Source organism: Methanoregula sp. (genome assembly GCF_041645475.1).
In the GTDB taxonomy this organism is placed as follows: Archaea; Halobacteriota; Methanomicrobia; order Methanomicrobiales; family Methanospirillaceae; genus Methanoregula.
Window position 1 is genome coordinate 20,502 of the sequence record NZ_JBAZQA010000013.1, and the last position, 16,693, is coordinate 37,194.

The window sequence follows — 16,693 nt, forward strand, 5'->3', positions numbered from 1 at the left end:
ATCCGCTTAGTACACCCTACAGAAAAGTATTCAATCCGGTAATCAGAGCACCATCCAGCGGATGTCAGGAGAAAAAAACCATGCAGAAATTCAAATCCGGTTACAGACACGATTCTGCCGTATCAGATATCATCGGTGCAATCCTGCTCGTATCTGTTGTAGTTATCGCAATTGCGGTCATAGCGGTGTTTATCACCTCTCAGCCACCCCCACAGAATATCCCCGCGGTCAGCGCCGCCATCTCCAGCACCGGAAATACCCTGCATATTTACCATGCCGGTGGGGATTCCCTGCCGATTGGTGAGATGGCGATCCTCTTTGACGGGAGCAGCGTCAACCGGAACTCACTCTTTTCCAATGATGGCAATCCTTCGTGGACCAGCTGGAGTATCGGGCAGTCGCTTGATTACACGGTTCCCGCAGGCACTCCCCTTCCCGGCAAAGTCCAGATCATTTATACCGGTACCGGTTCAGGAAGCATACTTGCCCAGACTGATTTCAATGCCGGGGCCCTGACAACCGGCCCGACCTGGACCTTTACCGGCACTACTACTGCAACAACGACAAGTACCTCCTCCACAACAACAACAACCCCCACTCCCATCCCACTCCCGGTTGCAAACTTCACTGCCGTTCCCGCGGCCCCGCAGTCGGGCTATATTCCGCTTACGGTACAGTTTACGGATGCATCAACGGGATCCGTAGCAGCGTGGAACTGGTCCTTTGGCGATGGTAATTCATCGCTGGTACAGAACCCGGCACACATCTATGTCTCGCCCGGAAACTACTCGGTGAGCCTGACCGTAACAAATGCATATGGCTCCAGTACCAAGACCCGGGCGGACTACATCTGGGTAACCAAGATCCCCTTTGTTACGTATGTCATTGAGGACGATGTCTTCGTCTACGGAGAACAGTTAAGCTTCTCCGGTGCCACGGTATCCGGGCCCGATGCCACCGTAATCCTTACCGATTCGCTGACAACGACTGATCTTAACGGGGGCACCTCAATAGCGGTCCACACCCTGTACGTGGATGGGGATGTTACTCTCGACGGGGGAAGTGCCGGACTGGGATCCCAGAGCAATCCCGGGAACATCTATGTCAACGGGAATATGAACCTCCTGAATGGTGCACGGGATATCTATGGGGACGTTTATGTCAAGGGCAATTTCAATGTAAAAGATGCACGGATACATGGGAATGTGTACGTGAATGGCGATCTTACCCTTGGCTGGACACCCACGCTTGACAGCAATTCACATATTTATTACACGGGTTCGCTGAATGCCCCTTCATATTATTATACGGATATTCTGTCCAAATGCATCCACCAGAGTACCGTACCGGGATTTACCATGCCGGATACGGCGCTGCCCTCAACAAAAACTGCAGCTTTTTATGCGGAGCGGGGATATGTGACCAGTGGCCTTCTTGCAGACAATCTGAAAATATTTGCCGATAGTTATTCCTCTACTGCCTGGAGGCCATCTGCATCGAATGTGGTAATTATTGCGAGAACCGGCGATATCACGATTACCGGACTTGGCGGGAGCGGCGTGAGTGGGGTCTTGTTTGCCCCCAACGGGAAGGTAACTTTTTCAGGAGGATCCTTTACCGGTGTGGTGATCGCCCGCGATGGCTTCGATGTCACAAGTGGCGGGACGCTGGTGACATTTACCAATCTTGAGGACTATTTCGCCAGCTCTGCCGATTATCCCTTCTGATTTTTTTCTGACTGAGCCCGGCGTATCCCCATGAGGAGCGGATACATAATCCAAATCTGCGTCTGCAGGGATTGGGCCGGTTATCCAGGTTTTAAGGGCCCAACACTCTGAACCCATGGTGTAATATCTGGTTTTTTAACAAATGGTATCCGTAACCCTGTTTTTATCCGAGGGTATCCTTTCGGGAACGATACTAATACTTATATAATCCCAGCCGCAGACGAATTATTGAATTATGAGGGTTCCATCTTCACGAAAACAGAATGACACTGCCCTGTCTGAAGTTATCGGTTTTGTTCTTATTCTCGGTCTCATCGGGATCGTTGCATCCTTATATCTCACGTATGGTGTCCCGGCACAGGGACGTGAAGATGAGATTACCCACATGAATGTGATCAAGGATGAGTTTATCGGCTACAAACTCAGCCTGGATTCCCTGTTCACTAATAAGCAGGTCGGCCTGACCATGAGCGATTCCTTCACGCTCGGGACAAAGGGGGTATTTACTGAGGGTATGATGAGTATTGTCCCGGTCATGAACCCTGCGAGTTCCGGTGGTATTATTGCCATCAACCAGAGAACTGCGACTCCAGAAACCCTGACCCTGTCCTCCCGCTCCTTCATCCTCAATAATACGGTGAAATACAGTACAGACCTTCCCGCCACGGCCAAAAATACACCGGGTCATATCTATGTCAACCTCTCAAATATCCAGTCCTCGGATCTTTCCGCCAACGGGAACTTCGGGGCAACGGTAAATACAACGTCATGGGTTGCGTATGTAAATTTTACACCGGAAACCTCGTTCTATCAGAATTATTTTATGCCAACTAATCCCCAGGCAGCATGTGTTCCGGCACAAAATCAAAATGGAACTGCCATTTCTGTGTGGAGCAATGGGAATTATGGATGTCTCGTTCCGATGAATGCATACGCGTACAATGGTACGGATATCACCGTCACCGTCAAAAAGGGTGGCATCATCACGATGCAGAATTATCCGGTGTACCGGAATATACGTGCCGGCACCACTTACACTATCGATCTGATGGATGAATCGTATGGGCTGAAGTCAGCTACCGTTCCCCCGGTTACTGTCGGCATTACCCGGGACAAACCCCTGGGCTCCATCACCGCCACGGGAAATATCAGTTATGATTACGCGGAAACAAATCCGTATACGGTCTCTCCCATTCCCCTTGGAGCCGTAGAATACCGCTCCCAGAACAACTACTGGATCAACCAGAACTACTATTATCAGCTTGGGGGCGTATTCCTTTCCCAGACCGATGGCAATACCTCGTATAAACTCCCTCCGGAGATCACCTTCTCCTATAATAACGTCTCAAACATCGATACGTCAAAGAACATTGTGACCGTGAATATCAACGCCCTTACCATTGACCCCAACAACCGTGGTGTTGTTGGTGGCAACAGCCCGGTCCAGCTGAAGAGCCGGCTGACCAATATCACCCCCTTACCCTATGCGTATACACCAAACAGTGCGAATACCAAATGGATCCGGATCGGTGTCAATACACCGGATCCCCAGGCCCAGGCAATGTGGAAGAACTATTTCAACTATATCGCAACCGTTGCCGGCGTTCCTAACTTCCAGGTTAATCAATCAGGAACGGAAGTATTTATCCGGATAAGGGGTCTTTGTGATGATGATGTTTCTACCTGTCCATCTCCCGATATCAATGTGATTGCATCGCAGGCATTCTACTCGGAAACAATCCATGGGATTGGCGGAACAATGCAATGAACAGGTGTCACCAGGAAACCGGGGTAACTGACCTCCTTGGCGCGCTCATGCTGGTATCCGTGCTCACGATTGGCATCAGTATTGCCGCCGTGACAATCATGGCCCAGCCCGAACAGACGATCCCATCCATGACTGCCGACGTGATTCATGTTGGTAACAACATCCTGGTCTCCCATAATGGCGGTAATACGCTCCCGAAAGCCGAGCTGGCGATTATCGTTGATGGTTTGGATAAAACAAACCAGTTCACCACCCTTGATGGTGTCGGGTGGTCAAGTTTTTCCGTCGGTGATACCCTCAAGTATACCATACCTGGTGGAGAGCCGACACCGGTTACTATCTCCTTTGTCTATAACGGCTCTGTCACCCATGTTATTCAGTCCGTTTATGTCTCTGCGCCGGTAACTACCCTGCCGCTCTACCACAGCCTCGTTGCATCGGCAGGAAGCGGCGGGACGATCAGCCCGGTCGGGAACGTACTGGTGAACCGCGGTGCCAGCCAGACCTATGCGATAACTCCTTTGGCAGGGTATCATGTCAGCAATGTGCTCGTTGATGGCGTGTCGCAGGGTTCTGTAACCAGTTACTCGTTTACGAATATTGTGGCCGATCATACGATTGCTGCCACGTTTGCAATCAACACGTATACGATTGCAGCATCCGCGGGAAGCGGCGGGACGATCAGCCCGTCCGGAACAATAACCGTAAACCAGGGTGGCAGCCAGACGTTTGCGATAACACCGGATACCGGGTATCATATTACGGATGTACTGGTGGATGGCGTATCGCAGGGAGCAATCAGCAGCTACTCATTCACGAATGTCGTGAGCGGGCACTCGATCTCGGCTTCGTTTGCGATCAACACGTATACGATCACTGCATCCGCGGGAAGCGGTGGGACGATCAGCCCGTCCGGGGCAGTACTGGTTAACCATGGTTCCGACCAGAGCTTCACGATAACTCCGAATTCCGGGTATCTGATCAGCAATGTGCTGGTGGATGGCGTGTCGCAGGGAGCAATCAGCAGTTATCCGTTCACGAATGTTGCAGTGAATCATACGATTGCAGCCTCGTTTATCGCAGCTCCTGCATTTGGCAGTATTTCTCCTGCAACCGGTCTCTTTGTGGGTGGCACCAGTGTCACGATCACCGGGACCGGCTTTACCGGGGCAACGGCAGTAACCTTTGGAGGTACGGCGGCCACTTCGTTCACGGTTGCCAGCGGCACCTCGATCACCGCAGTTACTCCTGCGCATGCTGTGGGGGCTGTTGATGTTGTTGTCACGGCGCCCGGTGGATCCGTAACCGGGACGGGGGCATTTACCTACAGGGATTACATCATCCGGTCATTCACAAATACCGGAGACAGTTCCTGGATCGTGCCCTCCGATGTTACAACGGTTCAATACCTCGTGGTGGCAGGGGGCGGTGGTGGCGGGTGGAATGGCGGCGGTGGTGCAGGGGGCCTCCTCGCAGGTACCTTAACCGTTACTCCGGGTGATGACATTTCGGTGTATGTCGGGTCCGGAGGGGACGGTTCAACCGCTTCAGATTCCCGCGGTTCAAATGGAGAGATCTCTGAATTCGGGACTATTACCACAACCGGTGGCGGTGGTGGCGGCAGCTGGGATGGCACTACCCGCGGAAGAAACGGTGGTTCCGGCGGTGGTGGCGCAATGAGCGGTGGCAGCGGTGGATCAGGTACCAGCGGTCAGGGGAACAGTGGAGGTGCGGGGGCGAGAAACAACGGGTATACAAGCAATGGCGGCGGTGGCGGCGGTGCCGGTGTTGCCGGTACTGCTGCCACAAACTCTGTTGCCGGTAATGGAGGCGCAGGTGTCTCATCATCCATTTCCGGGTCATCGGTATACTATGCAGGGGGCGGTGGCGGCGGTGCCAACTCCCAGTATACCGCCGGCAGCGGCGGCAGCGGCGGTGGCGGAAATGGTGGCGATGGCTATGCCGGATCAAACGGAGTATCAAATCGTGGCGGTGGCGGTGGTGGGGGTAGTTTTTACACCTGGAGCTGGACGGGCTACAATGGGGGCAATGGCGGATCCGGTATCGTCATCATCAAGTATTGATTGGCCGTTGCCGAAGGATGGGCCGATTACCGGCGTGAGGTCAGACCCTCCCGTTGTTCATTCCCTTGCCCCGGTGTCGGGATACGATCCCCTCTTTTAACAGAATTTACTCTTTCTGGCGTTTTATGCAGATGGTGGATTTTGTGTGGCTCCAGGCCCTGACGGGAGCTGATCCGGTGGATGAAGGTTATGCAAAAAAGGAGGGTTTTCATCCATTGCAGCGGGGTGATATCAGGTGGCCCGTGCCGGCAGCCCATCAACCCAGGTCCTGACCCGCAGGCGAATACGGTCATCATTATACGATGACAGGGTCACCCGGTTCCGGGCAATACTCAGGAAAAAGAGTTCATCGCCTGGATCATGGCACTTCAGCGTGACAGAATAAAGATCGGCTCCCGGGAGATGCTTTACTTTCCCGCAATGCGCCGCGATATTGGCCATGTTGGAGATGACGGCAGCGATGCCGCACTCATAGCCCTCAATGGAGTTGTACACCTCGGAACCACTCCCGATTCGTTTCCCTTTTGCATCCATATATGCGAATTTCGCCGTATACATCTCCCGAACCACATCGACCGGCGGGTAGTGCCTTGCCACACTCCGGTAGGATGTGCATTCCAGTGCGTTTGTCAGAACAAGTGACCGGATGACGCCCTCGAACGTCTTAATGTCTGAAACCGGGTCTTTCAACCGGATGACGGTACTTTTTGTCCCGGGCTTAACACGAAACAGTGTCATATTGTATGTCTCCGAACCATCTGCTGCAGTACTCCGGGTGTCTCTCCCGCGATGACCCGTGCCCCCCCGCAGGGAGCCCGAAAAAGTGCATCGAGTCCTTATGCATGAGAATGAATGGGTCCGATAAATCCTTGGTGGTTGGACGAACGATTGTAAATTTTGGTCACGCAGATGAATTTCCAATGGAGACCTGCGGCTCCTTTCTCCTCTTTCCATTTCAGATCTGCCCTATTTTCAGTTGTTAATTTTACGAATAGTCCCGGCCTGTGATGATCTTTTGGAGTGTGCGACCTACTGCCTGGAATTCATTTGTACCCGTGCGACCCCCAGGTAACACTTTTAAAATCTCATAGTATTTTTACGTAAGAATGGGTAATTTTTACGACTCAAATCGTGTTCATTCGCAGTGACCAGAATCGCGTGTTTGAATCAAAGGGGTCACATGGGTACATTTTGTTTTTACCACAGATTTTCTGAAAAATATGGCATGACCCTGTCAGATCCTGTCCGTACAATAATAAAAATCCGGCATATGAGTGGTATCTCCTTAAAAAAAACTGACCCGTGGCCCCATAATGCCGAGAATATACGGCGTTTTGCCACCGGGTACCCGTTGATGATGGGGCCGATCCACGATCCGGCCATGCTTGGTTAAAATCTCCCCACGGTATGATCCCGCACCCGGGATCGCGGAAATAGAACAATAGCCGGTTCCCTTTATGCTGATCAGATCCGTTTTCTGATCCCTTGCAACTGTCACCCCTTATGGCGTGTCAGGAACAACGGTCCCCCCAGGGGAATCCCGATGGGATCTTCCCCCAAAGGCAGCCTTAAGATATATGGTTGTAATACATAAGCATTATAATTCAGGGATGAGCATTGTGAAATTCTGTCACCATATGGTTGCGAATCGTGAATCCGGAGTCTCGGATGTCATTGGTGCCATTCTGCTCGTCTCTGTTGTCGTCATTTCTATTGCGGTTATCAGTACGACCGTCCTCACCGGGGGAACCCCCGAGAAAATACCCTCCGTGGAAGCGGTGATCTCCAATCTCGATCGTACTGTCTTTGTTTATCATAATGGGGGGGATATCCTCCAGAACAATGAAATTACTATTCTTGTCAATGGTCTGGACAAGACCGGCTCCTTCTCCAAGAATAGCGATTCCAGCTGGAAAACCTGGTCTGTTGGCGAATCGCTGGTTTATACAGCCCCCGAGTCCGATACGATCTCGGAGGTTAAGATCATTTATACCCGCGGCTCCTCCGGCGGCTCTCTTGCTGCAGCACAGTTCGGGCCCGGTGGCCTGCCCACGCAGGTTCCGGTAATCTATCCCCCGAGCGCAAGTTTCAATGGAACGCCGACAACCCAGTTTGCCGGGTATCCCGTGGTCTTTGCGGATACTTCGATCAACAGCCCGTCATCCTGGCTCTGGGACTTTGGCGATGGCACGAATTCAACACAACGGAATCCTTCCCATACCTATGCTCTGCCCGGTACCTATTCCGTCACCCTGACCGCGACAAATAGTGTGGGCAGCAGTACTGCAACCAGGGCGAATTACATCACGATAACCCCACCGCCCCCGGTTGCACTATTCAGCGGCACACCCGTTTCAGGGACGCTCCCGCTTACCGTTGCGTTCACCGACAGTTCAACCAATTCTCCCACAATCTGGTCCTGGAATTTCGGCGATGGCGGAACCTCAAACGTTCAGAACCCGTCTCACACCTATGGGGCTCTGGGCACCTACAATGTGACCCTGACGGTGACCAATGGCTATGGCAGCAATTCTACAACGAAGCTTAATTATATCACAGTAAGCCCCCAGCCCCCGGTGGCCAGTTTCACTGCGCAGCCCTTCTGGGGTGTTTCATCCCCCAATATCACCTTCACGGACACATCGACAAATTATCCTACCTCATGGTCCTGGAATTTCGGCGATGGCGGGACCTCCACCTTGCAAAATCCATCTCATATTTACACACAGCGGGGTTACTACAACGTATCCCTGACCGCATCCAATGCCGGTGGCAGCGACAACGTCACTTATATCAATTATATCATCGTCGGGCAATACGTGTCGGGATGGCGTGCCAGGTATTACAGCGTTGAGCAGTCCTGGGACCAGGCGAACCTGGCATTTACCAATAATCCCCCACGGATCCACTTTGCCAACAATATTGCCCTTACCAATTACTCGTACCTGTCGAGCGATATCCCCGACTGGCCGTTCCCCTATCTCGGCTTTACGGAGTACTACTCCTGCGAGTATGACGGATTCATCAATATTCCCACAAACGGTACCTACACCTTCTACATGTGGTCCGACGATGGAGCAGTACTCACGATTGATGGTTCGACAGTAATAGACGACAATAATCTGCATGCCCCAAGAGAGAGTACCGGATCGGTGTACCTGACAAAAGGGTATCATCCGATCAATGTCAAGCAGTGGAACCATGCAGAAGCTGCGGTCATATCCCTGGAATACTCCGGGCCGGGCATATCCCGGACCTATGTGACCGATGTCTACCGTATCGCGGCGGTGTATGCTCCGACTGCTGCATTCTCTGCGTCGCCCACCTCAGGATGGACGCCCCTTGCGGTTACCTTCACGGATGAATGCAACACTGATATCAACCATCCGACAACCTGGTCCTGGAGTTTTGGCGACGGGGATATCACGTACCAGACCCGGCAGAACCCGGTCCATACCTATAACACTGCAGGTGTTTATTCCGTATCATTGACCGCTACCAATGACGGCGGGAGCAGTACCGTCACCAAGACGAATTTAATTACGGTGAGATCCTCCACGCATACCATAACACCGTCAATCAGTTCAGGATCAAGCTATGGATCAATATCCCCAGGCTCCGCCCGGACCGTCGCGGATGGAGGAACGCAGGCTTTTACAATTACACCTAATTATAATCGATATATCACCAGTGTGACCGTAGATGGTGTTGCTTTATCCGGCTTCCCCAAAGCCGATAACGTTGCTTACACGTACACCTTCACAAATGTTATCGTCGATCATACCATATCAGTCGTGTTCCATTACTGAAATCAAATAATACCCACCCATTAAAAATTTACCTTCAATCCTGTTATTGCACAATTAATGGGTACCTGGTGGGGTCTCACGGAAGGGATTATACCCGAAAATGTACTTTTTCCCCGTCTGGGTAGATACAAAGGTGAATACTATTCACTCAATTACCAACACGAAGAATCTTTTACCCTGTTGAACCTGTCGTGAACGGAAGTTTGCATCTGAACCTGATATCCTTCTTCTTCTCGATCTTCCCGTAAAATGGCTATCCGATGTGCGGCAGGGAATGATACCATAAAAAAGAATATAGGCAACTGATATAACAGTGAAATATGCATTTACTCTCGTCAAAATCCCTTTTTATCATTGTTGCCTGCATTGCGCTGATCCTGGTTGCCGGATGCACATCGCCTGCGAGTACTGCGCCGGCCACACCAACAACTGCTCCCGGCGAAACACCCACAACTGTGCCAACAACCATACCCACGAAGGTACCAACAACTGCACCAACGCCGATTTACGTTGTTCTGCCCCCCTCGTAACAGATGTCATCCATGACAGCGAAGGCTATTCCCCGTATTGTGGGGCACTCCCCATTTTTCCCAAAAGGGGGTAATCCCTTACACCGTTTTGTGGAACTCTACGTTCCCCTTCGGCCGGGTCGTATTCCCGTACGAAACCAGCGTCCCGTCCTTGTAGACCTGAACAACCATGTTCATAGTCGAATTGTCGCTTTTTTCCAGGGTTCCTTCAACCAGACCGTCTTTCATTGGTATCTGGTAGAACTGGTCCCCCGAACTTTCGACCTGCCTCCAGTTTCCATTTGAACCAATAGATCCGGCAAACGTTCCCGGATAGGCAACCCGGACCCACACCCCGGTTGACGGTACCGTCCGGAGGGCAAGGGATGTCTCCGGCGTGGGTATAACCACCACTGCCTCCGGTGTTGGTGTGACTACCAGCCCGTTCCATTGTGCAGGCCCGACCGGTACATGAACATCAATCGTGCCGAAGGGCCTCGTGGTATTGATTGCAGATACAAGGGACCCGCCATTATAGATGGCAATCTCCAGCATATCTGCAGAACCGTCACCTTTCTCAACGGTACCGTCGATTGTAGCATCGTGGAACGGTAACGGGACAAACCGGGTCCCGGAATTGTTCACCGCATACATCCGTCCCTGAGCCCCGAGAGACCCGGAATAGTTCCCCGGGTATGTTATCTTTGCCCAGATCCCATTCACCGGAATACTCATTTCCCCTGTAGTATTGGCGGGTGTGGCTGAGGGCGTGGGTGTGAGCTGGACCTCCGCGGTGGTTTCAGCCGGCACCGGTTCAGCGGTAGTGACCGCAGTCGGCGCAGGGGTAACCACCGGGACCGGGGCATTCTTGTTTTTCAGTACCTGTCCGGCAATGAATGCACCAACGATGAGAACGGCAATAACCACGAGAACGATTGCAACCGTGGTAAAATATGACTTCTCCTGGGAGTTCTCCGGGGGGAGCTGCTTGAGTTTCCGGTAGTTTCCGGTCAGGGTCCGGTCCGATGCTGTGCGCTCGTCTTTTGGTTCTTCATCCACCTGGAGACTGGCGCTCACGGCTGAAACGCGGCTCATGGGTGTTGTTGCGCTCAAAAGGCCGGTGTTCTGGAAGGGGACGTTCTGCTCTTTGAGGGCCGTTATACATTTCTCAAGGTCCCGGATATTCTGGCCGGCGGACTGGTAAACAAAAACGAGTTCTACTGACTCTTGTTCTTTATCCGGCCTGGTGGAGGTTATGGTAAGAACCGGTTCGTGTATGCTGTTTACACCTGAAATGACAAGGGTGATGTCAGTGTACTGGCACTCCCAAAAGACCCTGCCCGTTTCACGTTCTGCAAGAAGAATACGTCTGCTGGTAAGAATTGCTTCCGACCGGGTGCCGGCAACAATGATCTTTGGTATTTTTTTCTGGATGGACTCGTCACTGCCCAGGTTCAGATCGTCCATTGCATCACAGATACTGTATTTATCCTCAATAAATATTAACCCGGGGGAGCCTTTGCCTTGGTTTTTGCCGGACTGTTCATAGAAAACCGGCAAAAAGATATCCCCGGGAAGCCCGGTCCGGTGTTCCTGCTCTGTTTTCTATAATCCCGATCACGGACGGGACGGACGCAACGTTTTCCGGCTCGTGCGCATCCCCGCCATACTATCGCAGATCAAATCCATCCCTCTTATGGCGTATCGGGATTCCGGCCGGATATTATCGTATTCCTGCTCACCAGCAGGTTGTAAGCATTGTGGGTTTTGTTGTACCGCACGATCACTCCCTTCATCTCGAGGAGAGATCCATAGGGTGCTTTTGTGATCGCATCATTTTCCGGGGTAATGTGGTAGGAGGGAAGCACTGCATAGACCGGTGTCTTTGCCGTTCCGTCGCAGATTTTATACACGTGGTTCCGGGCGCTGCCCAGCTCCCCGCTCATTTTCACGCCGGCAGCATTGACCCGTTTTTCCACATGGTGGGTGAGCTTGGAGAACCGGATGAATTTCGATTCGGCAGGAAGGCGGCAATGCTCTTTTGTTTTTGGATCTTTACTGAGAATCGCATAGCTGTACTTGATATCGGTATTCACGAACCGGAACGACTCCTCGCACCGGGCCAGCGTTTCCATGAGCCGGGTCATCTTTATTGCCGGCTCTGCCTTGAAACTCCAGCAGCGCGGGGCCGTACAGGGTGTGCCCCAGATGAACGAGCACGGGCTTGCGATAAACAGGCCTTTTGCATGGAGTGCCACGGTAAGGGATCGCATCCGGGTTGCGTTCTCTTCGTCAGCCGGCTCAACGATAAGGATAAATCCGTCAGGAGCCAGTCGTTCCGCTATCCTTGCAACGATCCCTGTCTGGATCTCCATCGTGGCATCCGGCAGTTCATTGAGGACATTGGAAAAGATCGCAAGGTCGATCTTTGGTGGCAGGGCTTCCATGTCAAGCGAACGGATGTCCGCCTTGACCGGCGACTTGATGCTGACCTTTCCCCCCCGGGGTACGCAGTTCTCCCTTAAGGTCAAGAACGCCTCGATGTGCTCTTCTGACCGCTCAAGGGAGTAGATGTCTGCCTTTGCCGTATCGAGCCGGGAGTAGAAGTCCGCGATCGCGAGCGGGACAACCCCCGGCCCGGTGCCGACATCGAGGATGGTCATGCTCTTTTTTAACCGGCCTTCCCGGGCGAGCAGGGCAAGGAGGTATTCGGTCTGCATGAAGTAGACCGGGAGGTGGTATGCGAGGTAACCAAGAACGCTGTACCCCTTGACGTACCGGAGGACCCGCTTGTGCTGCGGTTTCCAGTAATCGTCCTTCTGGGAAACGATAGCCCGCCGGAGCCGCTCGATAAGGACCGGATCTGTCAAGTCTTTTCCCACTTTCTTTGCAATGTACTGTTCGATGCTCGTCTGGAGAAGTCCCGGGAGTGCCCTTTGTTCGAAGAACTGGGTGAGGCGGGCGGTCTCTTCCGGGTTCAGGACATACGCCGTCTGAGGTGAGTACCGCGATATTTCATAATCCCCGCCTTTTTTCTGTGCTGCAAGTCCGAGCCTTTCCAGTTCAGGGGAGATCCCTTTAAACAGGTCCTCGACGGACAGGCTCTCTTCAAGGTACGGGATGATCTCCGATAGGTGAAAGACCGGCTTTGTGCCGGCAACGAATCTGATTGTGGATAGGATCTGCTTACTGACCATTATCTGCCGGATACTTGGCGGCATGCGATATTACATCTTTGCCTGTTTGCACCTGCATCTCTTTGTCTGCCCGCCCTTCCCGGAACGCGTATGCTATTTCGGCCCATGCCCGCTCCAGCAGCTCCCGGTAGTAGGGGATATCAAAGGTTTTGGCACACCAGACCGGATCCACCTGGTATGCGCGTGCATCCCGGACAATGTACTGGATCTTCATGCCCGGGGCAACATCCTCCCCGCCTGCCTGGTATGCAGCCACTGCTGCACCCTCTATGCAGCGATGGGTGTACCGAAGCCGGCTGATCCTCCGGCTGATGACCAGCTCGTGCACGGGTGCGGAAGGGAGTCCTGCCACCGCAGCCCGGTAGATCCCGCACACGTTATCCCACCGCTCATCCAGTTCAGCAATGGTCTTTGCTCCGGCCATCACGACAAGCATATCCCCCTGCATTTTCCGGATATACCCGGGAGTGTCGTGCCTGCGTGCGGCAATGCCCCGGACTTTCACGCTGCCGTCCGGCTGCCTGCCATAGTAGCGGTTGTACGCCCCGAACCCGTCATTTAAGGGGAGGTATACCAGCCAGTTGAAATGTTCGACTTCGGCAGGTATCCCGGTCTCCTGACCGATGCGGTCCTGCAATGCCTGAACGGGGGACGACCCCTGCACCCAGAGGCAGTCCACGATCCCATGCAGCACGGTAAACCCCATCTCCTCGGCAATGTCTTTGGTCTGCAAGAGGATCTCGCGGGATCTCCTGGTAATGGCCTCGTGCACTTCTATCCTGCCGAATTTCGCATTCTTGTATCCGGTGTAGCCAAAACAGGTAACGAGCATCCACTTGAGGATCGCATCGAGACCGGCGATACCCGGATCGGATCGTTTCTTCTGTTTTGTCTCTTTCCGCAGGACAAGCAGGGGTTGAAGGGCCGTTGAAAGAAACCCCCGTGTTTCCTTGTTTGTGAGGGTCTCCGGGGACAGGTTTTCCAGAACAATGATTGACGGGTACATTGAAGTAAAATCGATCTCTTCCACGTTTTCAAAGATGCCGGGCTCTGGCTGGAACATCATCCCGCCCCGGTCAGCACCCTTGAGCCGGGTGAATTTCCGGAGCACTTCGGCATCGCTCTTGCGGAACGGCACTGCTATGCCTCTTCGCACCGCTTCATAGGTCTCGTAACCGGAGATGATTGTGCCCGGAGTGAGGCGGGATGCAAGGCTCGGGGAGATCCCCGAAAGCCGGGCCGCGAGGAGCACGCCCGCCAGCCCTCCCTCCCGGTACACAAACGACTGTTCGGTATCGATCAGGATCCTGCCGTCAGGAATAATGGCCGCATCCTTGTGCTCCACCCGCCCGTAGCTCCAGTAGGAGCGTGAACTGATGGTCCGGTACTTCCCGTTCCGGCTCAGTGGCATGGGAATCCCCATGTCCCGAGCCTGCTCCAGCACGATCGGCATCCAGCGATCCGCGTTGGGCATGAGGAGAACATCCGGGTCGCAGGCATCGACAAGCCCGGAGAGATCGGAGAGCACCGCCCGCCCGGTTCCTGTGAGGCGCTCGGTGCGCCCGTGGATGATCTCGATCTCTGTAACGGCACGGTCCCGGCCCGGGCTGCCATGGATCCGGATCTCCATCAGGTCCAGGTCGTGGGTGATCTCCGGTGAGAACCGGGTCTCCATGCCGTTACAGCAGGGAAGGATCCCCCTCTCTGCCATGAACCGCTGGTCTTTCCGGATATCCACGTTGAAGAGCTGCGCAGCATACATGGTCTGCCGCTCGATGGCTTCTGCCACGTCACGGCCGGCAAAGACTTTGTAGCCCTCGTGTTCCCCAAAGATGGTCCTGAACGTGCAGGGCTCGGCCCGGAACTCCTCTTCCAGCGCAGTTGTCATCTCATGGTATGCATCCGGGTCCGGAAGGTACAGGTAGAACGGTGGATCATACTCGTGGTGGATCACCCGCACCGATCTCTCCCTGCACCACAGATCGATCCCTCCCCGTGAGGCCGAGTCAACGATCCACATGCGGCTCCTCCTCCCCCCTCTTCCTGCCCTGTTCGTCCCGGCACCTTAGCAGCTCAACAACCACCGAGAAGAGGGCAGCCTCCAGCGGATCTTCGCAGACAAAGAACGCCTCGCTGGAATGGCTTTTTGCAAGCGCCGCAAGTTTTTCCCCGCTGGCCTGCTGCTTTCCATCCGGGAGCGCTCGTGCTGATCGTGCCCAGCGTCCTGTTGCAGCGTTCACCCCCTGTCGGATACTCTCAACGCTTCTCCCCATCAGGAAACCTCCAGGGTCTTCTGACCCCCCATGGCTGCCCGGCCCCCGCGACAGGTGTGCCGGGAGTGGAAATTCTGTGCACTATGCGCAGGCTCTTCAGCAATGATCTCGATGACCCGGTCTGCCTGCCGTGCCAGCGCGGCAAACGAGCGGTCACTGGCCGGTGCCCAGAGGATCACAAGCGCCTCCCGCCCGGCCTGCCGGAGGGCCGATCCCACCGGGTCAAGAAGCCGTCCTGCACCGTCAAACAGGGTGGGATCGTGTTCAATAAACACGATGGTGTGGGCCGCTTCGGTGATTACGGTCAGCAACTGGTCTGCGGTAAACGGCCTCCTGACTTCAAAGTTGGCTGATGTGCGGCTGATCCCGGTGAGGATGCGGGAATAGTTGCCGCAGATGTACAGGAAGAGGAACCTCTGGAGATCCGTGTTGCTGTTGAGGGCAGCAAGGATCTTTTTTTCCGGTGCAAGTACCGCGGTAAATGAGCCCGGGTGGAGGGTGATCCCTTTCGAGAGTTCGATCAGCATGGCACCGGATCCCTGCTGCACTGATGTGGATAAGGCTCAGGCTGGCGGGGAGTGAAAGTGTTATCGCAACATTGATGCCCGGGTGGATCTGAAGAGCTGTGATGTGCGGCAGGTACTCCCTTGTCTGTATCGATGATCTCGGCAACCGCTTCCGGGTCTTCAACCCGATGATGGGCGCCCGCTCCCGGTTCAATATTGCGCCCGGGAGTGAGATGCCGGTTATCGTAGGTGGAGAAACCCGTGAGATGGTTCTGATGACGTGGGGCCTTGTCCCCGGCTTTACCTGTGACCTCTCCTCTGCCCGGCGCCCGATCAATGCCCGGGCAGAGAATCTCCGGGAGAACCCGGTCTTCCGGCACCTTGTCCGGGATCGGCGCTGCCTTGTTCCTGCCTCCGGTTTCTATGAATGGAAACAAGAGGGAAAACGAAACGTCCCGTTCTACTTCCACCTTCCGGAAACCCGGCTCTTTGCCTTTGCCGGTCTTTACGACCGCTGGGCCTGCCCTGATGGCACGACCCTCTCCACGTATACGATTGTTACCTGTGGATCAAACACCCGTCTGGCAGGAATTCACGACCGGATGCCGGTGATCCTCCGGGAAGCAGATGAGAAACACTGGATTGCAAAAGAATCCCTGACTGCGGAGGCTATGGCCACTATGCTGGTACCGTTCCCGTCGGAGCGTATGGTGGGGTATCCGGTTCTCCCGCTCGTCAACTCGCCTGCAACCGATGATGAGCGCCTGGTACAACCGCTGGATTCTTCAGCCGGGAAGCAGACTCTGCTGGAGGAGTAACA

Annotated in this window: 12 protein-coding genes; 6 read left to right on the forward strand and 6 right to left on the reverse strand. The window is 54.0% G+C overall.

From position 1 onward, the window contains the following. Window positions 1-80: 80 nt before the first annotated feature. The 3 genes from WC598_RS10760 to WC598_RS10770 all read left to right on the forward strand — a co-directional run bounded on the left by WC598_RS10760 (window position 81) and on the right by WC598_RS10770 (window position 5,579). Window positions 81-1,727: a PKD domain-containing protein gene (locus WC598_RS10760; RefSeq protein ID WP_372961499.1), complete on the forward strand. Its 1,647-nt coding sequence runs from the start codon at window positions 81-83 to the stop codon at window positions 1,725-1,727. Window positions 1,728-1,962: 235 nt separating this feature from the next. Next, on the forward strand, window positions 1,963-3,495 hold the full coding sequence (locus WC598_RS10765; RefSeq protein WP_372961500.1) for a hypothetical protein: 1,533 nt from the start codon (window positions 1,963-1,965) through the stop codon (window positions 3,493-3,495). Then, the gene (locus WC598_RS10770; RefSeq protein WP_372961501.1) at window positions 3,492-5,579 is read left to right on the forward strand and encodes a glycine-rich domain-containing protein; all 2,088 of its coding nucleotides are present in this window, start codon (window positions 3,492-3,494) and stop codon (window positions 5,577-5,579) included. The genes WC598_RS10765 and WC598_RS10770 overlap by 4 nt, the downstream gene beginning before the upstream one ends. A gap of 231 nt (window positions 5,580-5,810) precedes the next feature. Here the strand turns inward: WC598_RS10770 and WC598_RS10775 are convergent, their stop codons facing one another. Further along, window positions 5,811-6,317, reverse strand: a complete 507-nt coding sequence (locus WC598_RS10775) for a hypothetical protein (RefSeq protein WP_372961502.1) — start codon at window positions 6,315-6,317, stop codon at window positions 5,811-5,813. A gap of 872 nt (window positions 6,318-7,189) precedes the next feature. Between WC598_RS10775 and WC598_RS10780 the strand changes: the two genes are divergently transcribed. After that, window positions 7,190-9,388: a PKD domain-containing protein gene (locus tag WC598_RS10780; protein ID WP_372961503.1), complete on the forward strand. Its 2,199-nt coding sequence runs from the start codon at window positions 7,190-7,192 to the stop codon at window positions 9,386-9,388. 320 nt (window positions 9,389-9,708) lie between these two features. After that, window positions 9,709-9,918, forward strand: a complete 210-nt coding sequence (locus WC598_RS10785; RefSeq protein ID WP_372961504.1) for a hypothetical protein — start codon at window positions 9,709-9,711, stop codon at window positions 9,916-9,918. A 78-nt stretch (window positions 9,919-9,996) separates the two neighbouring features. On the opposite strand, the gene WC598_RS10790 is transcribed toward WC598_RS10785, so the two are convergent. From WC598_RS10790 to WC598_RS10810, 5 genes are all read right to left on the reverse strand, one after another. Beyond that, entirely contained in the window at window positions 9,997-11,364 is a 1,368-nt protein-coding gene (locus WC598_RS10790) for a hypothetical protein (RefSeq protein WP_372961505.1), read from the reverse strand. Window positions 11,365-11,591: 227 nt separating this feature from the next. Further along, on the reverse strand, window positions 11,592-13,094 hold the full coding sequence (locus WC598_RS10795) for a small ribosomal subunit Rsm22 family protein (protein ID WP_372961506.1): 1,503 nt from the start codon (window positions 13,092-13,094) through the stop codon (window positions 11,592-11,594). Next, entirely contained in the window at window positions 13,084-15,114 is a 2,031-nt protein-coding gene (locus tag WC598_RS10800; protein WP_372961507.1) for a type B DNA-directed DNA polymerase, read from the reverse strand. Before WC598_RS10800 ends, WC598_RS10795 begins: the two co-directional genes overlap by 11 nt. Further along, entirely contained in the window at window positions 15,101-15,367 is a 267-nt protein-coding gene (locus WC598_RS10805) for a hypothetical protein (RefSeq protein WP_372961508.1), read from the reverse strand. The genes WC598_RS10800 and WC598_RS10805 overlap by 14 nt, the downstream gene beginning before the upstream one ends. After that, window positions 15,367-15,894, reverse strand: coding sequence for a hypothetical protein (locus WC598_RS10810; RefSeq protein ID WP_372961509.1), 528 nt, complete (start codon window positions 15,892-15,894; stop codon window positions 15,367-15,369). The genes WC598_RS10805 and WC598_RS10810 overlap by 1 nt, the downstream gene beginning before the upstream one ends. Window positions 15,895-15,995: 101 nt before the next feature. Between WC598_RS10810 and WC598_RS10815 the strand changes: the two genes are divergently transcribed. Beyond that, window positions 15,996-16,691 (forward strand): SOS response-associated peptidase, encoded by a 696-nt coding sequence (locus tag WC598_RS10815; protein WP_372961510.1) that lies wholly within the window; start codon window positions 15,996-15,998, stop codon window positions 16,689-16,691. The last annotated feature ends 2 nt before the right edge of the window (window positions 16,692-16,693 follow it).

Excerpts from the sequence above, each read along its gene's own strand:
- WC598_RS10760 (WP_372961499.1), top strand. The coding sequence starts at position 81 with ATGCAGAAATTCAAATCCGGTTACAGACACGATTCTGCCGTATCAGAT.
- WC598_RS10765 (WP_372961500.1), top strand. The coding sequence starts at position 1,963 with ATGAGGGTTCCATCTTCACGAAAACAGAATGACACTGCCCTGTCTGAA.
- WC598_RS10770 (WP_372961501.1), top strand. The coding sequence starts at position 3,492 with ATGAACAGGTGTCACCAGGAAACCGGGGTAACTGACCTCCTTGGCGCG.
- WC598_RS10775 (WP_372961502.1), bottom strand. The coding sequence starts at position 6,317 with ATGACACTGTTTCGTGTTAAGCCCGGGACAAAAAGTACCGTCATCCGG.
- WC598_RS10780 (WP_372961503.1), top strand. The coding sequence starts at position 7,190 with ATGAGCATTGTGAAATTCTGTCACCATATGGTTGCGAATCGTGAATCC.
- WC598_RS10785 (WP_372961504.1), top strand. The coding sequence starts at position 9,709 with ATGCATTTACTCTCGTCAAAATCCCTTTTTATCATTGTTGCCTGCATT.
- WC598_RS10790 (WP_372961505.1), bottom strand. The coding sequence starts at position 11,364 with ATGGACGATCTGAACCTGGGCAGTGACGAGTCCATCCAGAAAAAAATA.
- WC598_RS10795 (WP_372961506.1), bottom strand. The coding sequence starts at position 13,094 with ATGGTCAGTAAGCAGATCCTATCCACAATCAGATTCGTTGCCGGCACA.
- WC598_RS10800 (WP_372961507.1), bottom strand. The coding sequence starts at position 15,114 with ATGTGGATCGTTGACTCGGCCTCACGGGGAGGGATCGATCTGTGGTGC.
- WC598_RS10805 (WP_372961508.1), bottom strand. The coding sequence starts at position 15,367 with ATGGGGAGAAGCGTTGAGAGTATCCGACAGGGGGTGAACGCTGCAACA.
- WC598_RS10810 (WP_372961509.1), bottom strand. The coding sequence starts at position 15,894 with ATGCTGATCGAACTCTCGAAAGGGATCACCCTCCACCCGGGCTCATTT.
- WC598_RS10815 (WP_372961510.1), top strand. The coding sequence starts at position 15,996 with ATGTGCGGCAGGTACTCCCTTGTCTGTATCGATGATCTCGGCAACCGC.